This is a genomic window from Catenuloplanes japonicus, assembly GCF_000717135.1.
Classification (GTDB): Bacteria; Actinomycetota; Actinomycetes; order Mycobacteriales; family Micromonosporaceae; genus Catenuloplanes; species Catenuloplanes japonicus.
In genome coordinates this window covers 211,075-228,771 of record NZ_JNXY01000006.1, presented here as the reverse complement: position 1 = coordinate 228,771, position 17,697 = coordinate 211,075, and the positions used below count along the sequence as shown (strand labels likewise).

Annotated in this window: 14 protein-coding genes; 4 read left to right on the top strand and 10 right to left on the bottom strand. The window is 64.8% G+C overall.

Annotation, left to right across the window (positions count from 1 at the left end):
* Positions 1–106 precede the first annotated feature (106 nt).
* Entirely contained in the window at positions 107–460 is a 354-nt protein-coding gene (locus OP04_RS11795; RefSeq protein ID WP_157239707.1) for an MFS transporter, read from the top strand.
* On the opposite strand, the gene OP04_RS11790 is transcribed toward OP04_RS11795, so the two are convergent.
* Complete coding sequence (locus tag OP04_RS11790) at positions 457–1,332, bottom strand: polysaccharide lyase (RefSeq protein ID WP_085066389.1); 876 nt, start codon at positions 1,330–1,332, stop codon at positions 457–459. The genes OP04_RS11795 and OP04_RS11790 overlap by 4 nt on opposite strands.
* Before the next feature lie 223 nt (positions 1,333–1,555).
* A complete protein-coding gene (locus OP04_RS11785) occupies positions 1,556–2,284 on the bottom strand; it encodes an SDR family NAD(P)-dependent oxidoreductase (protein WP_033339605.1) in 729 nt (242 codons plus the stop codon).
* Positions 2,285–2,369: 85 nt separating this feature from the next.
* Between OP04_RS11785 and OP04_RS11780 the strand changes: the two genes are divergently transcribed.
* Positions 2,370–2,939 carry a TetR/AcrR family transcriptional regulator gene (locus OP04_RS11780; protein WP_033339604.1) on the top strand — a complete coding sequence of 190 codons (570 nt, stop codon included), beginning with the start codon at positions 2,370–2,372 and terminating at the stop codon, positions 2,937–2,939.
* A 1,438-nt stretch (positions 2,940–4,377) separates the two neighbouring features.
* Here OP04_RS11780 and OP04_RS53245 read toward each other — a convergent pair.
* The 3 genes from OP04_RS53245 to OP04_RS11765 all read right to left on the bottom strand — a co-directional run bounded on the left by OP04_RS53245 (position 4,378) and on the right by OP04_RS11765 (position 10,617).
* Positions 4,378–4,599 (bottom strand): hypothetical protein, encoded by a 222-nt coding sequence (locus OP04_RS53245; RefSeq protein WP_157239702.1) that lies wholly within the window; start codon positions 4,597–4,599, stop codon positions 4,378–4,380.
* Positions 4,600–6,054: 1,455 nt separating this feature from the next.
* Positions 6,055–6,627 (bottom strand): hypothetical protein, encoded by a 573-nt coding sequence (locus OP04_RS11770; protein ID WP_157239699.1) that lies wholly within the window; start codon positions 6,625–6,627, stop codon positions 6,055–6,057.
* Positions 6,628–6,786: 159 nt separating this feature from the next.
* Positions 6,787–10,617 carry an NACHT and WD repeat domain-containing protein gene (locus tag OP04_RS11765; RefSeq protein WP_157239697.1) on the bottom strand — a complete coding sequence of 1,277 codons (3,831 nt, stop codon included), beginning with the start codon at positions 10,615–10,617 and terminating at the stop codon, positions 6,787–6,789.
* A gap of 387 nt (positions 10,618–11,004) precedes the next feature.
* On the opposite strand from OP04_RS11765, the gene OP04_RS56790 reads away from it, so the two are divergent.
* Complete coding sequence (locus tag OP04_RS56790; RefSeq protein WP_408606740.1) at positions 11,005–11,313, top strand: nitrilase-related carbon-nitrogen hydrolase; 309 nt, start codon at positions 11,005–11,007, stop codon at positions 11,311–11,313.
* 254 nt (positions 11,314–11,567) lie between these two features.
* Here OP04_RS56790 and OP04_RS11755 read toward each other — a convergent pair whose 3' ends face one another.
* From OP04_RS11755 to OP04_RS11735, 5 genes are all read right to left on the bottom strand, one after another.
* Complete coding sequence (locus OP04_RS11755; protein ID WP_033339600.1) at positions 11,568–13,520, bottom strand: ATP-binding protein; 1,953 nt, start codon at positions 13,518–13,520, stop codon at positions 11,568–11,570.
* Complete coding sequence (locus tag OP04_RS55545) at positions 13,517–14,089, bottom strand: hypothetical protein (RefSeq protein ID WP_033339599.1); 573 nt, start codon at positions 14,087–14,089, stop codon at positions 13,517–13,519. Before OP04_RS55545 ends, OP04_RS11755 begins: the two co-directional genes overlap by 4 nt.
* Positions 14,086–15,612, bottom strand: a complete 1,527-nt coding sequence (locus OP04_RS11745; RefSeq protein ID WP_157239695.1) for a hypothetical protein — start codon at positions 15,610–15,612, stop codon at positions 14,086–14,088. Before OP04_RS11745 ends, OP04_RS55545 begins: the two co-directional genes overlap by 4 nt.
* A gap of 366 nt (positions 15,613–15,978) precedes the next feature.
* Positions 15,979–16,722, bottom strand: a complete 744-nt coding sequence (locus OP04_RS11740) for a DUF3800 domain-containing protein (RefSeq protein WP_033339597.1) — start codon at positions 16,720–16,722, stop codon at positions 15,979–15,981.
* Positions 16,719–16,907: a helix-turn-helix transcriptional regulator gene (locus OP04_RS11735; RefSeq protein WP_033339596.1), complete on the bottom strand. Its 189-nt coding sequence runs from the start codon at positions 16,905–16,907 to the stop codon at positions 16,719–16,721. The genes OP04_RS11740 and OP04_RS11735 overlap by 4 nt, the downstream gene beginning before the upstream one ends.
* A gap of 110 nt (positions 16,908–17,017) precedes the next feature.
* Here OP04_RS11735 and OP04_RS11730 point away from each other — a divergent pair, with 110 nt between their 5' ends.
* The gene (locus tag OP04_RS11730) at positions 17,018–17,617 is read left to right on the top strand and encodes a helix-turn-helix domain-containing protein (protein WP_157239693.1); all 600 of its coding nucleotides are present in this window, start codon (positions 17,018–17,020) and stop codon (positions 17,615–17,617) included.
* Positions 17,618–17,697: the final 80 nt, after the last annotated feature.

Genomic DNA, 17,697 nt, shown 5'->3' with positions numbered 1-17,697 from the left:
GCCTGGATACCTGACGGCGGGAGTGGCATGAACGGGACGATGATCGCGTGGCGCACGCCCGGCGACGGCGCCGACGCTGGCGTCGCCGCTCTACCGGGGCGCGACGGTGGCAATGTTCCTGTCCGGCCTCGGGTTCTCCGCGGCCGCGCCGCAGATCGCGTCGTACCTGGTCAACGAGCTCACCGCGGCCGGGCTGTTCTACCTGACGAACCTCACCGCGCCGGTGACCGGTTACCTGGTCGGCGCGCGCTCGGACCGTACCGGCCGGCGTCTGGGCTTGTTCCGGATCTGCGCGGCCGCCGGTTTCGCAGGCTGGGCCGGGATCGCGTATGCGCCGCACCTGTGGGTGCCGTACGTGGTGAGCGCGCTGGTGCTCGGGTTCGCCGGCGCCGCCACCCCACAGCTGTCCGCGTCGCCGCCGGGCCTCGCACCCGGCAGCGACGCGCGCCTCGGCACCTAGCAGCCGGCGCCGCTGATCTCACAGATCTCCGCGCGGTCGGTGGAGACCTTGATCGTGTCGTACCAGATCCAGGAGTCGTTGGCGGGGGCGAACGTGGTGGTCGCGCCGCCGAAGAACGACGAGAAGTAGGCCCGGTCGACCAGGTCCCCGTTACGGACGAACCGCAGGCCGGTGGCGCTGCCCGCGGAGCGGCCGTTGTAGAAGACCTCGATCTCGCCGTTCGCGTCGGCCTGGCCGTTCGTCACGGTGTTGACCTTCAGACGCTGCGCGACGTGGAACCACTGCCCGCGCGGGTAGCGCACGTCCGTACCGTCGGCGTTCTTCAGCACGAAGTGGTCGCCGTACTCGCCGTCGTGCTCCATCTGGTAGTAGTACAGCCCGGCCCGGCCGCCGGAGAGCCAGATGAACCGCGAGCTGAAGCCGTTGTACCCGTCGCACTGCTGACCGCCGGAACAGGCCGCGCCGCCGGCCAGCCCGATGCCCATCTTGCCGGAGAACTCGGTCGTCCCGAAGCTGAAGTCCGGGCTCAGCCGCGCCCAGTACGACAGGTAGTACTCACGCCCCTTGGTCAGGGTGAACGGCGCCTGCGCACCCGAGCCCTCCGGCCCCACCACGCCCTTGGGGTAGTAGACCCGCAGGGACTTCGTCCCCGAGTGCGCGGGCGTCGTCGCGTCCACATACGTCCGGGTGTCCATCCCCTGGTCCCACGAGGCGTTCCACCCCGACTGAGACCACAGGGCACGGGTGTACGGCTGCCCGGCCGTCCCGTTCTCGAACCCGCCGAAACCCACCGCCGCCGAGGCACTTCCCGGGGTCAGAATGGCCGCGACGAGGGCAACTATGCCCGCGGTCGCGAAGAGCCGCTTTCGCATGATGTCTCCATTGAGGGCTTGAGATGTGAGGGCCGTCCGCGACGGTGCGCGGCGAGGGAGACCCTCGACAAAACTAGACATCTCAGGATCCTGCGAGTCAAGCGGGTACCCACGCCGCTAATAGGACAATCCGGCCCGCAGCATTCACCGCCTCAGCCCTCTCGACGGCGACGTCAACCGCATCACAATGCCCGGACGCCGGGGGTACGGCAGCGCCGGCACATCAGATGGCGGCGCGGCCGCCGTCCGAGGAGATCGTCGCGCCGGTCATGAAGCTCGCCCTGTCACTGGCGACGAACGCCACGACCTCGGCCACCTCGGACGGGTCGGCCGAGCGGCGCATCGGCACCAGCTGCGGCAGGCCGCCCAGGTCCGGACCGAGCGCGCCGACCAGCTTGGAGGTGTGCATGGGGCCGGGCCGGACCGCGTTGACCCGCACGTTTCCCTCGACGAACTCGGCCGCCCACGCACGCGTCAGCGCCTCGATGGCGGCCTTCGTCGCGCTGTAGACGGTCATGCCGGGCTCGGCCTTGCCGGCGGCCGTCGACGAGATGTTGACGATGCTGCCGCCGCCGTTCGCGGCCATCTTCGGGGCGAGCGCGGCGGTGAGGACGAACGGCGCCCTGACGTTGACCGCGAAGGCCCCGTCGTACTCATCGAGATCCTGCCCCACCGTGGGCGCCATCGTGTAGGCCACCGCGTTGTTGACCAGGACGTCGACCGTGCCGACGTCGTCGGCCAGGCGGCGCACCTCGTCGAGGCTGCTCAGATCGACCCGTGCGAAGCGGGCATCCCCGCCGATGTCAGCGACGACCTCGGCCCCGCGAGCCGCGTCGACGCCGGTGACGATGACGGAGGCACCGCGGGCCGCGAACATCTTCGCGATCGCGTGGCCGAGGCCGCCGATCGCGCCGGATCCAGTGACCAGGGCCGTCTTGCCGGAGAAGTCCATGTCCAACGCCTTCCAGAGTGATAGGACCGGGGTCCTGTCATGCTAGCAGGTGATCGGACCCGGGTCCTATACGTATGATGAGCCCGTGGCCAGGTGGGGACCGGATACGCGCGAACGTCTGCAGAACGCGGCCCTGGAGCTGTTCGAGCACGGCTACGACAACGCCACCGCTGCGGAGATCGCCGAGCGGGCCGGCACGGCGAAGAGCACGTTCTTCCGCCTCTTCAGCGACAAGCGGGAGGTGCTGTTCGACGGCACCGCCGAGATCGCCGACCGGGCCGTGGCCGCGATCGCCGCCACCCCGCCCACCGCCACCACGTTCGACCTGGTCGACGGCGCCCTGCGCGGGATCCTGCCGGTCTTCGACCCGGCCAGAAGGCAGTGGTACGCACGACGCCAGGCCGTGGTCGCCGGCAACCCCGAACTCCGCGAGCGCGACCTGCTCAAACAGCACGCCCAGACCGCGGCGATCACCGGCGCCCTGCGCGACCGGGGACTGACCGGCCTGCACGCGGACCTCGTCGCCTCGCTGATCGGACTGGCCCTGCACGAGACCTACACCCGCTGGCTCTCCGCCCCCACCGACCAGCCCCTCCCCGCCCTCGCTGACGACGTCCTCGCCGAACTGCGCACCACCACCACCGCGCTGACGTGAGCTCCGCCGTTAAAAAAAGTCAGGCATCGTTGCCAACCGGCAACGATGCCTGAACCGCAGAACGACAGGTTCAACCCTTGAGCAGCTGCCTCGACATCACGATCCGCTGCACCTGATTCGTACCCTCGTAAATTTGGGTGAACAACGATCAGATGCCGTCTGAGCTGCGGAAACGTGACCCAAGGGCGGCCTGCCCAGCATTTGCCCAGTATCCGAGTTGCCCAGCGACTTGTTTCGTCACCACAGCACTCATCGGTCCACCGATCGAGATGCTCTGGCCCAGGGACAGCAGTCACGAGCACACCAACGTCGAACCTAACCGCATTATCGGACCGAGCGCTATCTCACGTCGGCAGCTCTACGGTGAGCCACAGATGTAACGCGCGGGTCGCGGGGTCAAGTTGCTCACAACTCCCTACGGGAGGGGTGGATCGCGGCCCTCCCGGTCCATATGACTCAGCCGGTTGACATGACGAAGGTCAGCACTGCGAGCCCGAGCGCCATCCACCCCGCGAAGGCTCCGCCGCCGGTAAGGACGGAAACGTATGGGTTCTTGCTGTGCTGAAGTGTGAGGTAGCCGGCTAGAGCAGCAACAGCGACCCCCATGAGTGCTAGGACGAGGACACAGATGATGCGTACGGGGGACATCCGATGACGAGCCTTTCTCGGACAGGGTTTGCCTTAACGGAAATCGACCCGGCTCGCGAAGGTCAGCTTCGACGTCAAAACGTTATGAGCCGTTCCTGATAGTGTTAAGCGATACGTGTCGTTTCGTTCTGAACCGCGAAGTTTGAAATCGCAATTTCTAGCCGTGAGCAAAGAGGCGGATATCCGACGTGACGGAGTCGCGCAGGCGAGCCACCTTCCGCACCGATTTAAGCCGCTTTGCCAACACGAACCCGACCGCGACGATGCCGCCTATCCATCCATCCGAACAGCGATCCGACTGCTAGCAACCCCCCACATCGTTCGCATTCGCCCTCTGGCAATGCCTACGGTTCGTCGACTGCCGGCCACCGTCGAGCCTCCACCGACCATCACAGGCGGAGAAAGCCCAATACCCGGTTGCGCCCCCGCTACCGGGCCTCACGCTGACCGACGAAGGCGTTTCCCACCAGCGTGGCCGCCGACAGCGAACTGTATTGACTCCGAACGTAGTCACAAATGCTCCTTTCCCCGGCACGCAGCCAGCCACATCCGGCTCGGGGACGTAATCCTGGTCGACGAGACCGGTCGCGCTGGTACCCGCAACCTCAACGCCCTCCACACAATCGCCGAGAAGCGCGCGACGATCCGGCCCCTCGGGACTACCGGCAGGTGTCCGCGGTCGAGTCCGGCGGCGCCCTACGCGATGACGCCGGGTCGCTCACCACCATGCCCGACGTACTCAGCTTCGGCGCCATCTTGCTAGTTAGCCTAAGTATCCGCCAAACGGGCGTCACTTGTTGACCATGAGCCAGGTAGTCTTTAGGTCACCACTGGTCAATTGGTGACTTCTGTTGACGCCTGCCGCAACGGTTACGAAGCGCGCACTGGTTACCTTGCCGGGCCACTGAAATTGCCCCGCGTAGGCGATAACGGTGATGCCGACAATAAATCCGGCGACGAAGCAATATGCGCCTATTCTGAACAAGGCACCGAACGAGATGAACACGCGCATGTTACCTCCGATCAGCTCGCGTAGGCCGCAGACGCGGCGCTCGCTGGTTGAGCTCAGATCACGACAGTGACCGATATGAGGTCTGGCGGATAGCCCAAATGCTTGTATTGGACGGAGGTAAGACAGTCTTGTACGGCTTGGGGTAGTAGGCGGCGTCCAGCTTAAGGCCGTCAACAAGTCATTCACTTGAGCCTGTGCACGACTGAACCGCCCCGGGTTTGATATCGGCCCGACGTCTTGTGAAGGGTCGAGTCATGTCACGCCCTTGCCCTAGCCTGCTGAGTCGCCTCAGCGCGGTTCGGATGGTCGTCGAGGTGCGGTCGAAACTACGAATCCGACTGTGCTGCGATCACCGCGGCAGCTCAGAAGCTGGGCATCGGTACCGCGGAGACGCTGCATGAATGGGTTCGCAAAGCCCAGATTGACGGCGGGCAGCGTGCCGGAGCCAGCACGGACGAGTCCGCCGAGCTGAAGCGGCTGCGCCGCGAGAAAGCCGAGCTGCGCCGGACGAACCAAATTTTGAAAGTGCGTCGGCCTTCTTCGCGGCCGAGCTCGACCGGCCGAAGCATCGCTCGTGACTTATATCGACGAGCGCAGGCGTCTCTTCTGCGTCGAGCCGATGTGTCGGGCTGTGACCTCGTTCGGGTGGCTGATCGCGTCGAGCACCTACCGCGCCGTGCCGCCGTTCGTCGCCGGCAAGACCCGCCGTGGTGGTCGAACGGCTCATGCGTCAACTTGGCCTGCGCGGTGCCCCTCGGGCAAGACTCGCTGCACCACGATGACCGACCCACACACGGCGCGGCCGACGAATCTGGCATAGCGCCGGTTCCGCGCGGACCGGCCGAGCCGGAGGTAGGGCGTGGACTTCACCTACGTGCCCGACCTGGTCCGGCAGGGTCTACGTCGCGTTCGTGATCGACCTCTGCTCTCGGCGGACCCCGGTCTGGCGAGCCGCGAGCAGCAATGAAGACTGCTCTGGTTCTCGACGTCCTTGCGATGGCGATCTGGACTCGCGGCGGCACGGCACCACCGGCCTGTCCACGTTGATCCATCACCACGACGCGGGCGGTCAACACCTCTATAGCCTTTCACCGGACGCCTCGCCGCAGCGAGTACCGATGCATCGGTCGGCACCGTCGCGGGGCTTACGACAATGCTCCAGCCAGTCTTCGACCGGGCTGCTCGAGACCGAACTGATCAAACCGCGCGGGCCGTGGCGGACCTGCGACCAAGTCGAGATCGCCACCTGGAGTACGTACTGGTACCACCACCGCCGTTGCACTCAACAGCAGCCCTGCCACCAGCCAACTTTCCCAAGTCCTGCATCAACCCTCCGAACCTCGCCTCGAACAGGCGACATCTCAGAGACCACCACCGAAATGGGATGGGTGGGACACGTCCCATGGACCTGCCCCACCCATCCTCAGCTAGTGGCACGGCACTAGCCGGTGTTCATCACGCGATCTTGCTCCACGCTCCGTAGAGGTCGGACTGGCCCGCATCGGGCCTCAAGGGACTGCCGAACGGGCCAGCGGGATCGACGCCTAGCCTGTTGAGGCACTCGGTGACGATGAGGTCCTGACCGCCTACCCAACGGGGCAGGATTGGTCGCCAGCTCTCCAGGTCGTACGTCGAGCCGGTCAACCAGTTTCCATCTTCCTTCGGGAAGATCAGCCACGAGTTCAGCTGGTGGCACTCCAGCTGGTCCCAAATCGTGTCGGCCAAGCTCCCATAGAGCCCCGGCACGCAGCGCTGGATCGCGTGCCACTGCTCGACCACCGCATCGCGCGGGCTCTTCGAGAAGGCCGCGTGCGCCCGAGCCTCGGTTGTAGGGGTGAGAACGATCTGGAACTGTCCATCGCCCCACCGTGCGACCTCGATCTCCTCAACAAATTTGCTCGGGCCGCAGTACGAGGCAGCACTCGCTGGCGGCACGAAGGCCGCCAGGCCGAAGATCGTCGACGCCGAGATCGTGACTCCGGCGATTAGCACGCGCACCTTGCGATAGAGGCGTGTATCTCGGTTCATGGGCGGTACTGGTCCCTTCTGTTTCGGATCTAGTTGACCCGTGGAGCCAGGGCTGCGGATCGAACCCCGACATGACGACCATGACCGCTGCACGTGCCTCCTGGCCAGGTCAGATGCCTAAGTTAGACGGTTTCTGGACAGAGTGTGGATCATGCAAGTTCACAGGCAGGGGGGGTCATAGGCGCGGGCGGGAATGTGCTTCTCCCACTCTTCGGGGGTGATGGGGTCACCACTGGTGTCACAAATGAGGGCCGCAGCCGCATCAGTGTCCGTGGTCCAGATCCACGCCTTCTTCTGGTCGCCGCCAGCTACGAGCAGGTGAGTATGCGGCTGATAGTTCACGGGGAACATAGCTCCGGCGCCGAGCGTGAGACTGGCGTGTAGGGTCGGCGTGCCCTGGTCGCGTAGGTTCCAGATAGAGACGGTCCCGTCGCCAGCAGTAGCGGCGAGAGTGCTGCCGTCCGAGGCGAATGAGACCGCGTGGACATAGCCTTCTGGGCCAGCTAGTGGTGCACCCAAAGGCGTTGGGAGGCCTGGTTCGGTAACGTCGAAGAGCCGGATGGTGCTGTCTGCGAGGCTGACGGCGAGCATCGTGCCGTCGGGACTGAAGACCGTCGAGTAAACGTAGTGGTTGGCCGGTGTGAGCGGCGGGCCGACGGGAATCGGAGTACGTGGACTGCTGATATCCCACAGCCGGATGGTTTTGTCTGCACTGCCGGCAACCAGTAGCGTTCCGTCCGGACTAAACGCCACCTCATGAACAAATCCGCCGAAGTTGCCGGGCGTGGACAACCGAACCGGCGTTTCGGGTGTGCGAACGTCCCACAGGTGCACAGCGCCGTCGCGGCTACCGGTGGCCAGAATGGTGCTATCCGGGCTGAACGCGAGGGTTTCGATCTGCTTGGAGTGAGCCTTCAGTGGCTGGCCGAGGGGTATCAGTTGAGACGGGTTGGCGATGTTCCAGATTTGCGCGGTGCCCGATCTACCGCGGCCTTCAGCGAGGAGTCGGTTGTTCGGGGCGAAGGCAAGGGTGCCGGAGAACCCGTCGGGATTGGGTATCGCGGGCCCGAGTGGACGGGGATACTGCGGGTCGGAGACGTCGAGCAGCCGCAGGTCTGCACTGCCGATGGCCAGAGTATCGCCGTTGGGGCTGAAGCGGGCGGCGCTGACCGTGTAGTCCATGCTCTCCAGCGCGCTGGAGAGCACCGGCCAGATGCGGGCGGTGCCGTCGTTCGCGCCGGTAATCACCTGCGTGCTGTCGGGGCTGAACTTAACCGCGGTGACGGCCGTCGGATGTGCCATCGTGGCAACGATGTGGCGGCTGACCAGGTCGAGGAGCCGGACGCCGTTGTTGGCGTCCGAGCTGGCGATCGCAAGGGTGGCGCCGTCGGGTGAGAAGGCGACAGCGTTGATGTAGGTGGCCGAGCCGCCGATCGGCGGCCCGTCTGGGCGAGGGCTGCGGGGATCGATTGTAGACCACAGGTACACCAGGTTGTCGGCACCGCCAGCAGCCAGCGTGGTGCCGTCGGGACTGAAGGCCAACTGGCCAATCGCCCTCGCCGCCCCCACCGCAGGCACGGGGTTCGCGGGCTGCCCGGCGGTGCTGATGTCCCAGATATGCACGGTGCCGTCGTCTGTGCCTACGGCGAGGTGTTTGTTGCTCGGATGGAACGCGACGGACTTCGCCGGCGCGTTGTCATCAACGCGCACCGGCTCGCCGAGCGGTTTTGGCGTATCCCCACTGACTCGCCACAGTCGCACGCTGCCCTGGACGACATTGCCGACCGGCGGCTCGGCGACCGCGGCGGCCATCATGCTCGCATCTGGGCTGAAGGCGACCGAGTAGACCTTCGCTCCAAGACCGGACAATGTGGGCAGCACGGCAGGAGCCATGGGGTCGCGGGTGTTCCACAGGTGGATGGTGCCGTCACCGCAGGACGCTGCGAGCAGATTCCCGTTAGAAGAGAACGCGAGAGCGTAGATCTTGCTACAGGTTGCGGCGGGTGGGTCCGACTGCGGTTTGGGGTGGCCAGGGTTCGTGATGTCCCAGAACCGTATGGTGTTCTCGGCGGCTATTGCGGCAATTGTTCCGCTTGGGTGTATACCCACTGCGTACATGGTGCCGACGCCGCCGCGCATCCGCACGGCGGGTCGCAACGCGGTCGCGTCGATCAGCGCGGACCGCGCCTCTGTGGTGGGCGAGATCTGGAATGCAGTCAGCGCGAGTTGGCGCGCGAGCGCGACGTCTTTGCCACGCAGCGTGCGGACCTGACTGGCAAGGCTTCGGGATTGCGCCTCGTCGCGTTGGCGTTCAGCGTTCTGGAACTGTTGAAACACGACCCCAGTCAGCATGCCGGCGACGAGTAGAAGGATCGTTAGCACGCCGACCGTGAGCTGCAGAGCTCGGGTCGAGCGTCGGGCGTATCGGGTCGCCGCGTCGAGAAATTCTCGTGACAACTTATTCGACTCGGCAGGGTGACGCTCGCGCCATTCCTGCGCGGCTTGCAGCCGGGTGCCCCGGTAGTAATCGGAGGTTGGCCGGCCTGCATGATCCCAGGCGCGGGCGTCGGTGTTGAGCTTCTGCGCCCTGAGCTGGTCGTCGCGGTCGGCGTTCAGCCAATCCCGCAGCTGTGGCCAGGCGACCATCAACGCGTCGTGAGTGATCTCGACGGTGTCTTCGTCGATGGTGAGCAGGCGTTGCGCGACAAAACGATCTAGTACCACGTCGAGTTCAGCAGCGCCACCGTCGATCTCGGTGAACAGTTCGTCCTGTGATATCTGTCGACGTGTATCGGCACCGGAGGGGTGCAAGTGCACGAGGCAGAAGAACATGCGCCGCGCGATGGTCTGCTGCTTGGGAGACAGGCCGGTGTATACCTTCTCCGCGCTCTCGCTCAGCGCACCGTCGATACCACCAACGGCTCGATAGTTCGCCAAAGTCATCTGCTGTCCATTGCCCCGCTCCCAGGTCATGCGTAGCGCGTGGGACAACAAAGGCAGGGTGCCTGCCTGGTGTGCGACCCTGCCGTCGCGCGCCGAAATGTCTCTGAGTAGCAGCTCAACAAAGCCCGGCTCTGGTCTGACGCCGACGCGTTGTGCAGGTTTATCGATCACCTCGATCAGGTCGTTATCGTCCATCGGTCCGACAACAACCGGCGGCCTACCCTTGGTCAGATCACGCAGCGAACGGCGCAGCATCGCAGCGTTGAGAAAGTCCAGCCGCACGCCGAAGATCACAGCGACACGGACTGGTCCGGAGGTCATTGCTTGGAGTACGGCAATGAACGATTCGAGCGCATCGTCGCCGCCCGCCCCGTCTGCAGTGCTGATCATGGCTTGCTCAAACTGATCAACGATCAAGACGACCTTGGCGTCGGTAGTGCTACCGGATGCATCTTTATCGTATGACGTGGGCTTGGTGCTCGATGCGACGAGCCGCTGAACTACGCCCGCGACAGACGCCGGACCTCCGCGCAGGTCGATAGCAATCTTGTCGGCGTCTACGCGCAGACGTGCCGCCACCGCTTCGGCCAATCTGTCTACGGCATTCGGGCCGGCACTCACGAACAGCACTGGCCAACTTGCGCTGCCCGTGTGTCGACCTCCGGCGAGCGCCGGAATCACACCCGCCTTTAGCAATGAGGATTTGCCCGCCCCGGAGACTCCAGTCAATAGCATAGCGCCGCCGCCGAGGCCGTACAGAGCGGCCAGCTCTTCCAAGACCTGCTCGATCAGCCGACCTCGGCCATAGTACATCTCGGCGTCGGTAACGTTATAGCTCTCCAGACCGCGGAATGGCTCCACACCCGCTGATGGTGCGCGCCTAGTGCGCAGTTTACGCGCTCCGGCCACCCATGCGTCTTGGTCGGCCTGCCCCGTCACCCCGAGTTCGCGCAGCACAATGCGGAATGCCGGTTCATTCCGCATTCGCACAATTCTACCCTTGAACCAGCCCTCGATCGTGCCGTGCACCATCTTGTGGTTCGCCACGTCGCTTGCGTCCGCCAAGTTGCGGAACGAGAGTCCTGATCCGACCCGAAGCCTCTCCAACGCGGCCGAGAACTCCTCGCGACCGACACAATCCTCAGGTTGGGGTGAGATTGATCTATTGCGCGGCAGTTCGCTCACTAAATCCTCGCCATCGAAGACAACATACCGTGACGACGAACAGTACTGCTCGATCCCCTAGATCACTGTCCAACTCCTGTCCAATATCGTCATCTGTGTCATGATCGACAATATCTCGGCAGTGGATGTTGGCGGGCTCTAGCCAGCGTTTAGATCAGCAACGCAAAGTAATTTTGCACCGGCGTGTTGTGGTTCACGCGATCGAGCGGTAGATCACGTTGCTGTTAGGCATCGGCAGCCACGCTGCCATTGCTACGCCGTGATCATCCACCGCGGCGGGCTACTCGTCGTCTACTGCAAAGTGCACCTGACCCGGGCGAGGCGATCTTCACTCCGGGCGCACCATTGCTCGTCTTCGACGAGGCTGGCGTCTGCGTGGGCATCAGCATCTGCGCTGACACCCGCTTCCCCGGCACCGTAGCGGCAGTCGCGGCTCAGGGTGCCCTCGTACTGCTGGTCCCAGCGCAGCACATAACGGGTCACGCCGTCGCACAGGAGTGGAGGGACCGGCATCACGAGATCAGGACGCGCGAGCGCGGGAGACCGGAACTTGGCTGAACACAGGCCACAGGTCACAGGGTTTCTGAGCTGCAAAACGCGCTCCCTGAACGGCTCGCCCAGCATTTCCCAGCATTGGTGACGCTCTGCGGACCGATCTGATCTCCTGCGTCCGGTTCAGCAGACACGACGATGCATCTATCCATGGCCCGACAGCCGCCCGCCCGAGCCACCGACGCTTAGCGTGCTACCCGGCCAGCTGCCGTGATCGATAGAAACCTAGCCACCTCGGTCGGCTCGGTTCCTATTGGTGTTCACCGGTCAGCTTCGGCTTCGTCTTGCTCGGGGTCGCTCTCGTAGATGGTGTCCACGGCTGCCGGGCCCGGGTGCTCAATGGTGGACACCGTAGGCGCGTCGTAGTCGAAGTCGATCTCCACGAAATCACGTTGCACGACTGGAGGCAGCTCGTTGTCGGCAACGATCAGCTGCAGCTTTCCGGGCAAGGCGCCGGCAAGGTCGCTGAGCCGCCGGTAGAGAGCGACCTGCATGCTCGTCGCCGAGTTCAAAGCCATCCGTGGGCTGTCGATCAACAGGAACGACGGGTATCGGGTGTCGCCACGAGACACCACCACATAGAGGATCGATGTCCAGTAGGCGATCTGGGTGGCGGTGATGATGCCGCCGCCCTTGCTCGACTTCTGGAACGGCTTACCGTTCAAAACAGGCAGATAGGTCGTGGGGCTGATCTCGGCGGTTCTCACGCTGGGAACGCCGATGCTGCGCATGGCCAGGTCGAACTGGTAATTCAGCTCTCCGATGATCGAATCCCGGCGTTCGTTCAGATCCGCTTCTAGCCGCTGGCTCTCGCCGCGGACGCGATCACGCTTGGCGCGCAGGTCGTCTTCGATTCGGCCCAGATCATCGACCCGATCCCATTGCCGCAGGATGGTTTCCAGCTCTCGGCGCCGGGCCTGGGCGTTGGCCAATTTGGTGGCGGCGTCGGTGTATGCTTGAAGCCGTGGTGTGACCCGCTCCGCTGTCCGGGTCTCGATCTCCCCGGTGAGCCTGTAAACGAGAGCCTCGCGATCGGTTACCGCATCCTTGGTGACGGCGAGTTGCTCCCGCAGCACCACCAGTTGTGCGTCCATCTCGCGCATCTGGTCGGCTAGTTGACGCTGTTCATACTGGTCATCGCTGTGACCGACCGTCACCGGATCATGTTGCAGGCACACTCGGCAGGCGTCTTCGGGAACCGGCCTGGCTGTCAGCGATTGCAGGCATCGGGGGCAGGTCACGAACTCGATATTGGCGATTCGGTCGCCGGCATCGCGCATGCGCTCCAGCCGCGCCAGATCGGCTTCGACCCGGCTTCGCTCGCGTACCAGTTCCCGCTGCTGCCGGACTAGAGAAGTTACCGCCGCCCGGGCGTCCGCCAGCCGCCTCTCGGTGTCGGTCAGCAGATCACGGATCACTTGGGTCTCACGGTCGACGGTCGGGTTGATTGCTTCCCGCAGCACCTTTAGTTGCGCCTCTGCAGCGATTTGGTCATTCGTGGCGTCGCCGAAGGCGCCGAGGGCTTCTTCCTTCCCGGTGGTGTTGGTGGTGCGCAGGAAGCTGCGGATGGTCTGCGTTTCCTTCTGCGCGGCGGCGACTTCGGCGTGCAGCCGGCTGGCCTCCGAGCGCAGGGCGAGGATGTTCTCGTTGGTCAGCATGAACAGCAGCTCGAAGACTGCTTTACGTTTGGGTTCGAGATACTGGTCTTGGCTCCGAGCGATGTCCCGGTTCATGTCGGATTGCGCGACGTAGAGGAAGGAGAAGATGTCCGCGAAGGAGATGCGGGTCCCGGGATTGCCGCTGGCGCTGTTCTTCGATGCCGCCCGCATGTCGGCTGAGAGGCCCAGTGCGGTCATGAGCAGGGTGTTGAGGCTGGGTGACTTGTCCAGATCGGTGCTTTGATCGGGCAGCCGCTCCTGCGTTTTCTGGTCAGTGACACGGACGTTGCGCCGCTTGTTCGGGTCGGTCGACCGCACCAGCAGGTAGCGCTCGTCGCCGATGGTCACATCGACGCTGATGTCGGTGACGCTGTCGGTGATAACCAGGGCCAGTACGCCGTCGAGGCCGAAGCCGTACTTGACCGCTTCCAGCAGCGTGGTTTTCCCGACGCCGGTCGGGCCGGCCAGGATCGTCAGATCTCTCGGGAACTCGTGCCGTACGGGCCCTTCGACAGTGTCGAGGACGACGGCGTTGAGACGAAACGTGGTGGTCAACGGATCACCTGTCGGTGGGGTCGGTCCATGAGGTCGGACAGTCTTTGGTAGATGAGATCCTTAAGAGCGTTGCCGGTCAGACCAGTCGATGCCTGTGCGATGGCCCGACTGCGTTCGGCGATGATCTCCCAGGCGGAGGCGTCGGCGAGCTGCCCGGCCAGTTCGCGGCCTTCCGGGGTCGTAACCAGCGCCACGCTGCCTCTGCGGCCGCGGGCGTAGCGCAGCAGGCCACGCCCGACCAGAGCACCGATGATCGCGTAGTAGCGGTCATCCCAAGGCCCGTACTTGTAGCGGGTCATTGGGGCTTCCACGTCGGTGGGCTGCTGGATCTCGTCCTCGCTCAGGTGCAAACGCGGATCATCGGGGTCGAGCTCGTCTAGCACCTGCGCGGCCAGGGCCGGATAGCGCAGAAGGAAATCCAGCTTCGCGAGCTTGGTGAGCCCGTCGAGTTTGCGGTTGTGGCCGCGCTCCGCGGCGGTAGCGTTAACCAGCAGCAACACGCGAGCCTGGTGGTAGGCGAGATCCTCCCGCAGTAACGCCAGCTCAGCGGCCTCGAATGCTGTTGTCATGATTCTCCGCCCCCTTCACGGCGCCGGCGCGCGACCTCGTTGTCGATGGCGAATTTCTCGCTGAACCACACCTGGCACCGGCTGGACAGGTCACACAGCCCGCCCAGCGCCAGGTCCACATCCATATCGTCAGGCAACTTGGCAGCCTGCTGCTCAAGCGAAGCCTCAAGTTCCCGCCACAGAGCGGTACCCCACTCCGCGGCCGGATCTTTCACCCGCGACGTCGCGGTGTCGCTGATCCGCAACAGCATGCGTCGCAGCCGCATCTCGTCGGCACGGGCCAGCGGATCACCCGCCATCCGCTCACGCATCAGGTCTTGGTAGTCCAGACGCAGTTGTTCCGCGCGTTCCACAGCGTTATCCGAGCAGCCCCCAGCCTCCATCTTGATGGCCAGACGGCTCGTGCGCTGCATCCGCGGCAGCCGCGCGAAACCCGCGGGGAACGCCAGCGCAGCGCGGACTGCCACATCGATGTCGCCGAGCGTAACGATCCGGCCCGCCAGATCCTTCTCCAACTCGGCAGCGCTCGGGATTCCGGCGCCCAACGGGGCCATCAGAACCGCCGGCAGGCCGCCCGCCTCGGTCGGACCGCAGGCGCGCATTCTAGCGCGGAACAGCGATAGAACCGCTTCCCAGACCGCATCGGCAGGAACTGAACTGCCAAGACGCCGCAGCACCGGCCGCACATACATCGACGGTGCCGCAAAGCCTACATAGTCCCGCAGAGGGCTCGGCTGATAGCGGAACATCGATAGGAAACGCGCCATCTGCCGCCGCTGGCCCAAGCCGGGAACCACATCGGCCTGACCTCCGGCATCGGCGCTCCACAGGCTAGGCAGGCCATCGCAGTGTTTTAGCAGCGCGGCGCCGAAGGCGTCGAGCAATTCCTCGAACTCGCCGTCGGCGAGCAGAGCAGCACCGGCAAGCCGTCGCTGCCGAAGCGTTTCTGCCAGCGTGGCCAGCTGTTTGGGCTGCTTATCCAGGCCAGCGGTCGTCACGAGCCGGCACGTCGCATGCTCACCCATGGCCAGCCATCGGTTGAACAGATGCCCGACGCCGCCGTCATCGGCCAGCGAATTGAGAGTGGTGTAGGCGCCGAACGAGAGACCCGGATGCTTGGCGGAGACCAACTCGGCATCCCTGTCGCGCAGGATCACCCAGTCCTCGTGCCGCTCACACAGCACCCTGCAGCCCTCCGCCGCGACAAACTCGCCGGACGGCCTTAAGGCGTCTAAATAGAGTCGCAATCCGTCAGCCGCGGCCATGACGGCCTGCCACTCGTACAGATCCGCAGTCCGAGCACCGGCATCGTCGGGTGGCTCCTGCGTCACCACAAGATCAGCAGCCGAAACCGCTCCGTCTTCCGCCTGCAACCGCCACCCGCAATAATATTCGTAGGGTATCGAAGAGCTAACCGCTTGTGGTTGCAGAACCATATCAGGGCGGCCGCCGCCTAGGCGACAAGAAAGGTCGTCGCCAAGCCGACAACGAACGAAAACCTCGTCCGAAACGATCTCGGCCATTGACATTAATCAAATAAGCCTATCTAGACCCAACCGTGAAATTCTCCGGCCCTAGCGGGCCGAGCCTCACGCTGTCGTACCTACCTATCCCTGCGGCCACCCCGCATCGCGCCCGCCGCCAGGGCCACCCCTGGCCCTGCCGATGGTCTCGCCTTGCGCGAGGGCAAACTTTCCTTCGCTCTTGGCCGCCGTCAAGCCTCCGCCACTTCTGGACCACAGCGAACGCTCAACGAGTCGACAGTTCCCCGCACTCAAGCGGGCGGGGCTGTGACTGCAACCTGCGGCGAAGGAGTACGCCCCCGCTCCACAGGGCGAGCCTGACGTCAGGGCCACCTCAGGACAGTTCGAACGTTCGCGCGATGAGGTCTACAGCCGGACCGGTCCGCCGTGGATGTCGAGCGGCCTGAGCACGCCGTCGTACCAGGAGTCGTGTTCGGCGCGGTGAGCGCCGGGGCGTAGTGAGCGGTAGGCGGTCCAGGCGACGAGGTCTGCGGCTTGGACCCATTGGCTGGTGCTGGCGTGGCGGAAGAACGGGTCTTCGATCAGCCGGCTCGTCGTGATGTTCCGTTGGTGGTGGCTGGTGGCATATCCGGTGTTACTGCCGTCGCCGTCCATGATCACGCTGCCGTAAGTGTCGGTGGCGAGTAGCCGGGTATCGAGCGCGTCCAGGAGACGCTGATAAAGGTCCTGCTTGACGCGCTCGAAGGCGCGGCCACGAGCCGTCGTCCTGCGGTAGACGCTGCCGACGGCGGCTCCCGGCAGGGATGCGATCGTCTCGATGCCGTGGCGCAGGATCTGTCGTCCGTGGTCGGCGGATTTTCCGGCGGTGCCGCGTGTGCGGTAGCCGCGTCCGGTGGCGAGGTCGGTGGCGTGGAGCCGGTCTGCAGTGGGGATGCCGTAGCGCTCGTACAGAGCGGTTCGGTAGTTGTTCCACCGGTCGGCGGCGTCCGTCCAGGTGGCGGGGCTGATTTCGATCCAGCTGAAGGTGGTGCAGCCGGCGGCTTCGCTGCCGGAATCGTCGATGTAGAAGAGGGTGAAGTTGCAGGACGGACGGGTCGCGGCGTTCAGCCTGGACGGGGTGGGGGTCTTTCGCTGCCGGGCCTGGTTCATTTGGCCGCGCACTCCGTTTCGAGCCAGGCGTCGATGTCCGCCTTCCGGTACCTGCGGTATTTACCGACTTTGTATGACTTCGGACCTTTGCCCTTGTGGTTGATGAAGTACAGGGTCTGCTCGCTGAGCCCGAGGTAGGCGGCTGCCTCCTCGTGCGACCACAACCCTTTCGCGCCGTCCGCCATGCACCCTCACTCACCAAATCAGTAAGTAGATTACGTTGATCAACCTTTTCGGAAAGTGAGACTGCTCCGCGTCTTGCCAGTTGTCAAGGAGGCGAGTAAAACTTACGAACATGACAAGTGATCGTGCCGAGGTGCAGGTGGAGACGCCGGGCGAGGTCGCCCGGCGGCGGATCCGTGAGGTGCGGAAGGCACGGAAGCTCAGCCCGACGGCGGCTGCGGAGCGCTACGGCGACGTGGCGATGACCGCGACGGTGCTGATGAACATCGAGGCCGGGCGCCGCCAGTCGGTCACAGTCGACGAGCTCGTCCGGCTCGCGTACGTGCTGGACGTGCCAGTGGAGGCACTGCTGGTCGGACCGGGCGCGGTAGTGGAGGTCGCGCCGGGGGTCTCGGTGGACTCCGGCCGGTTCCTGCGCTGGCTGCGCGGGCAGGAGGCGCTGGACGGCGCGGACGCCGATCACTATCGCGCGGTCGCCGCCGAGGCCCTCGGCGATGCCGGCCGCGGTGTGCCGCAGGAGCTGCGGGATGAGTTCCTGGCCCGGGCGCAGGCGGCCTTCGACGGTTTCTTCGCCGATAGCGAAGAGATCCACCATAAGACCCGGCAGCAGGTCCGCGGCGTGCTCAGCGACGTCCGCGAGGCAATCTCGTCCGGCAAGACGACGGACGAACTACTCGGGGTCATCGACACCTACCTCAACCGGCTCGAGTAAGCCCCAGCCCCACCACCACCAGACTCGACTGACCGGCCCGTAAGACCCACGCGGTACACGGGCGGCTCAGCCATGCCCTG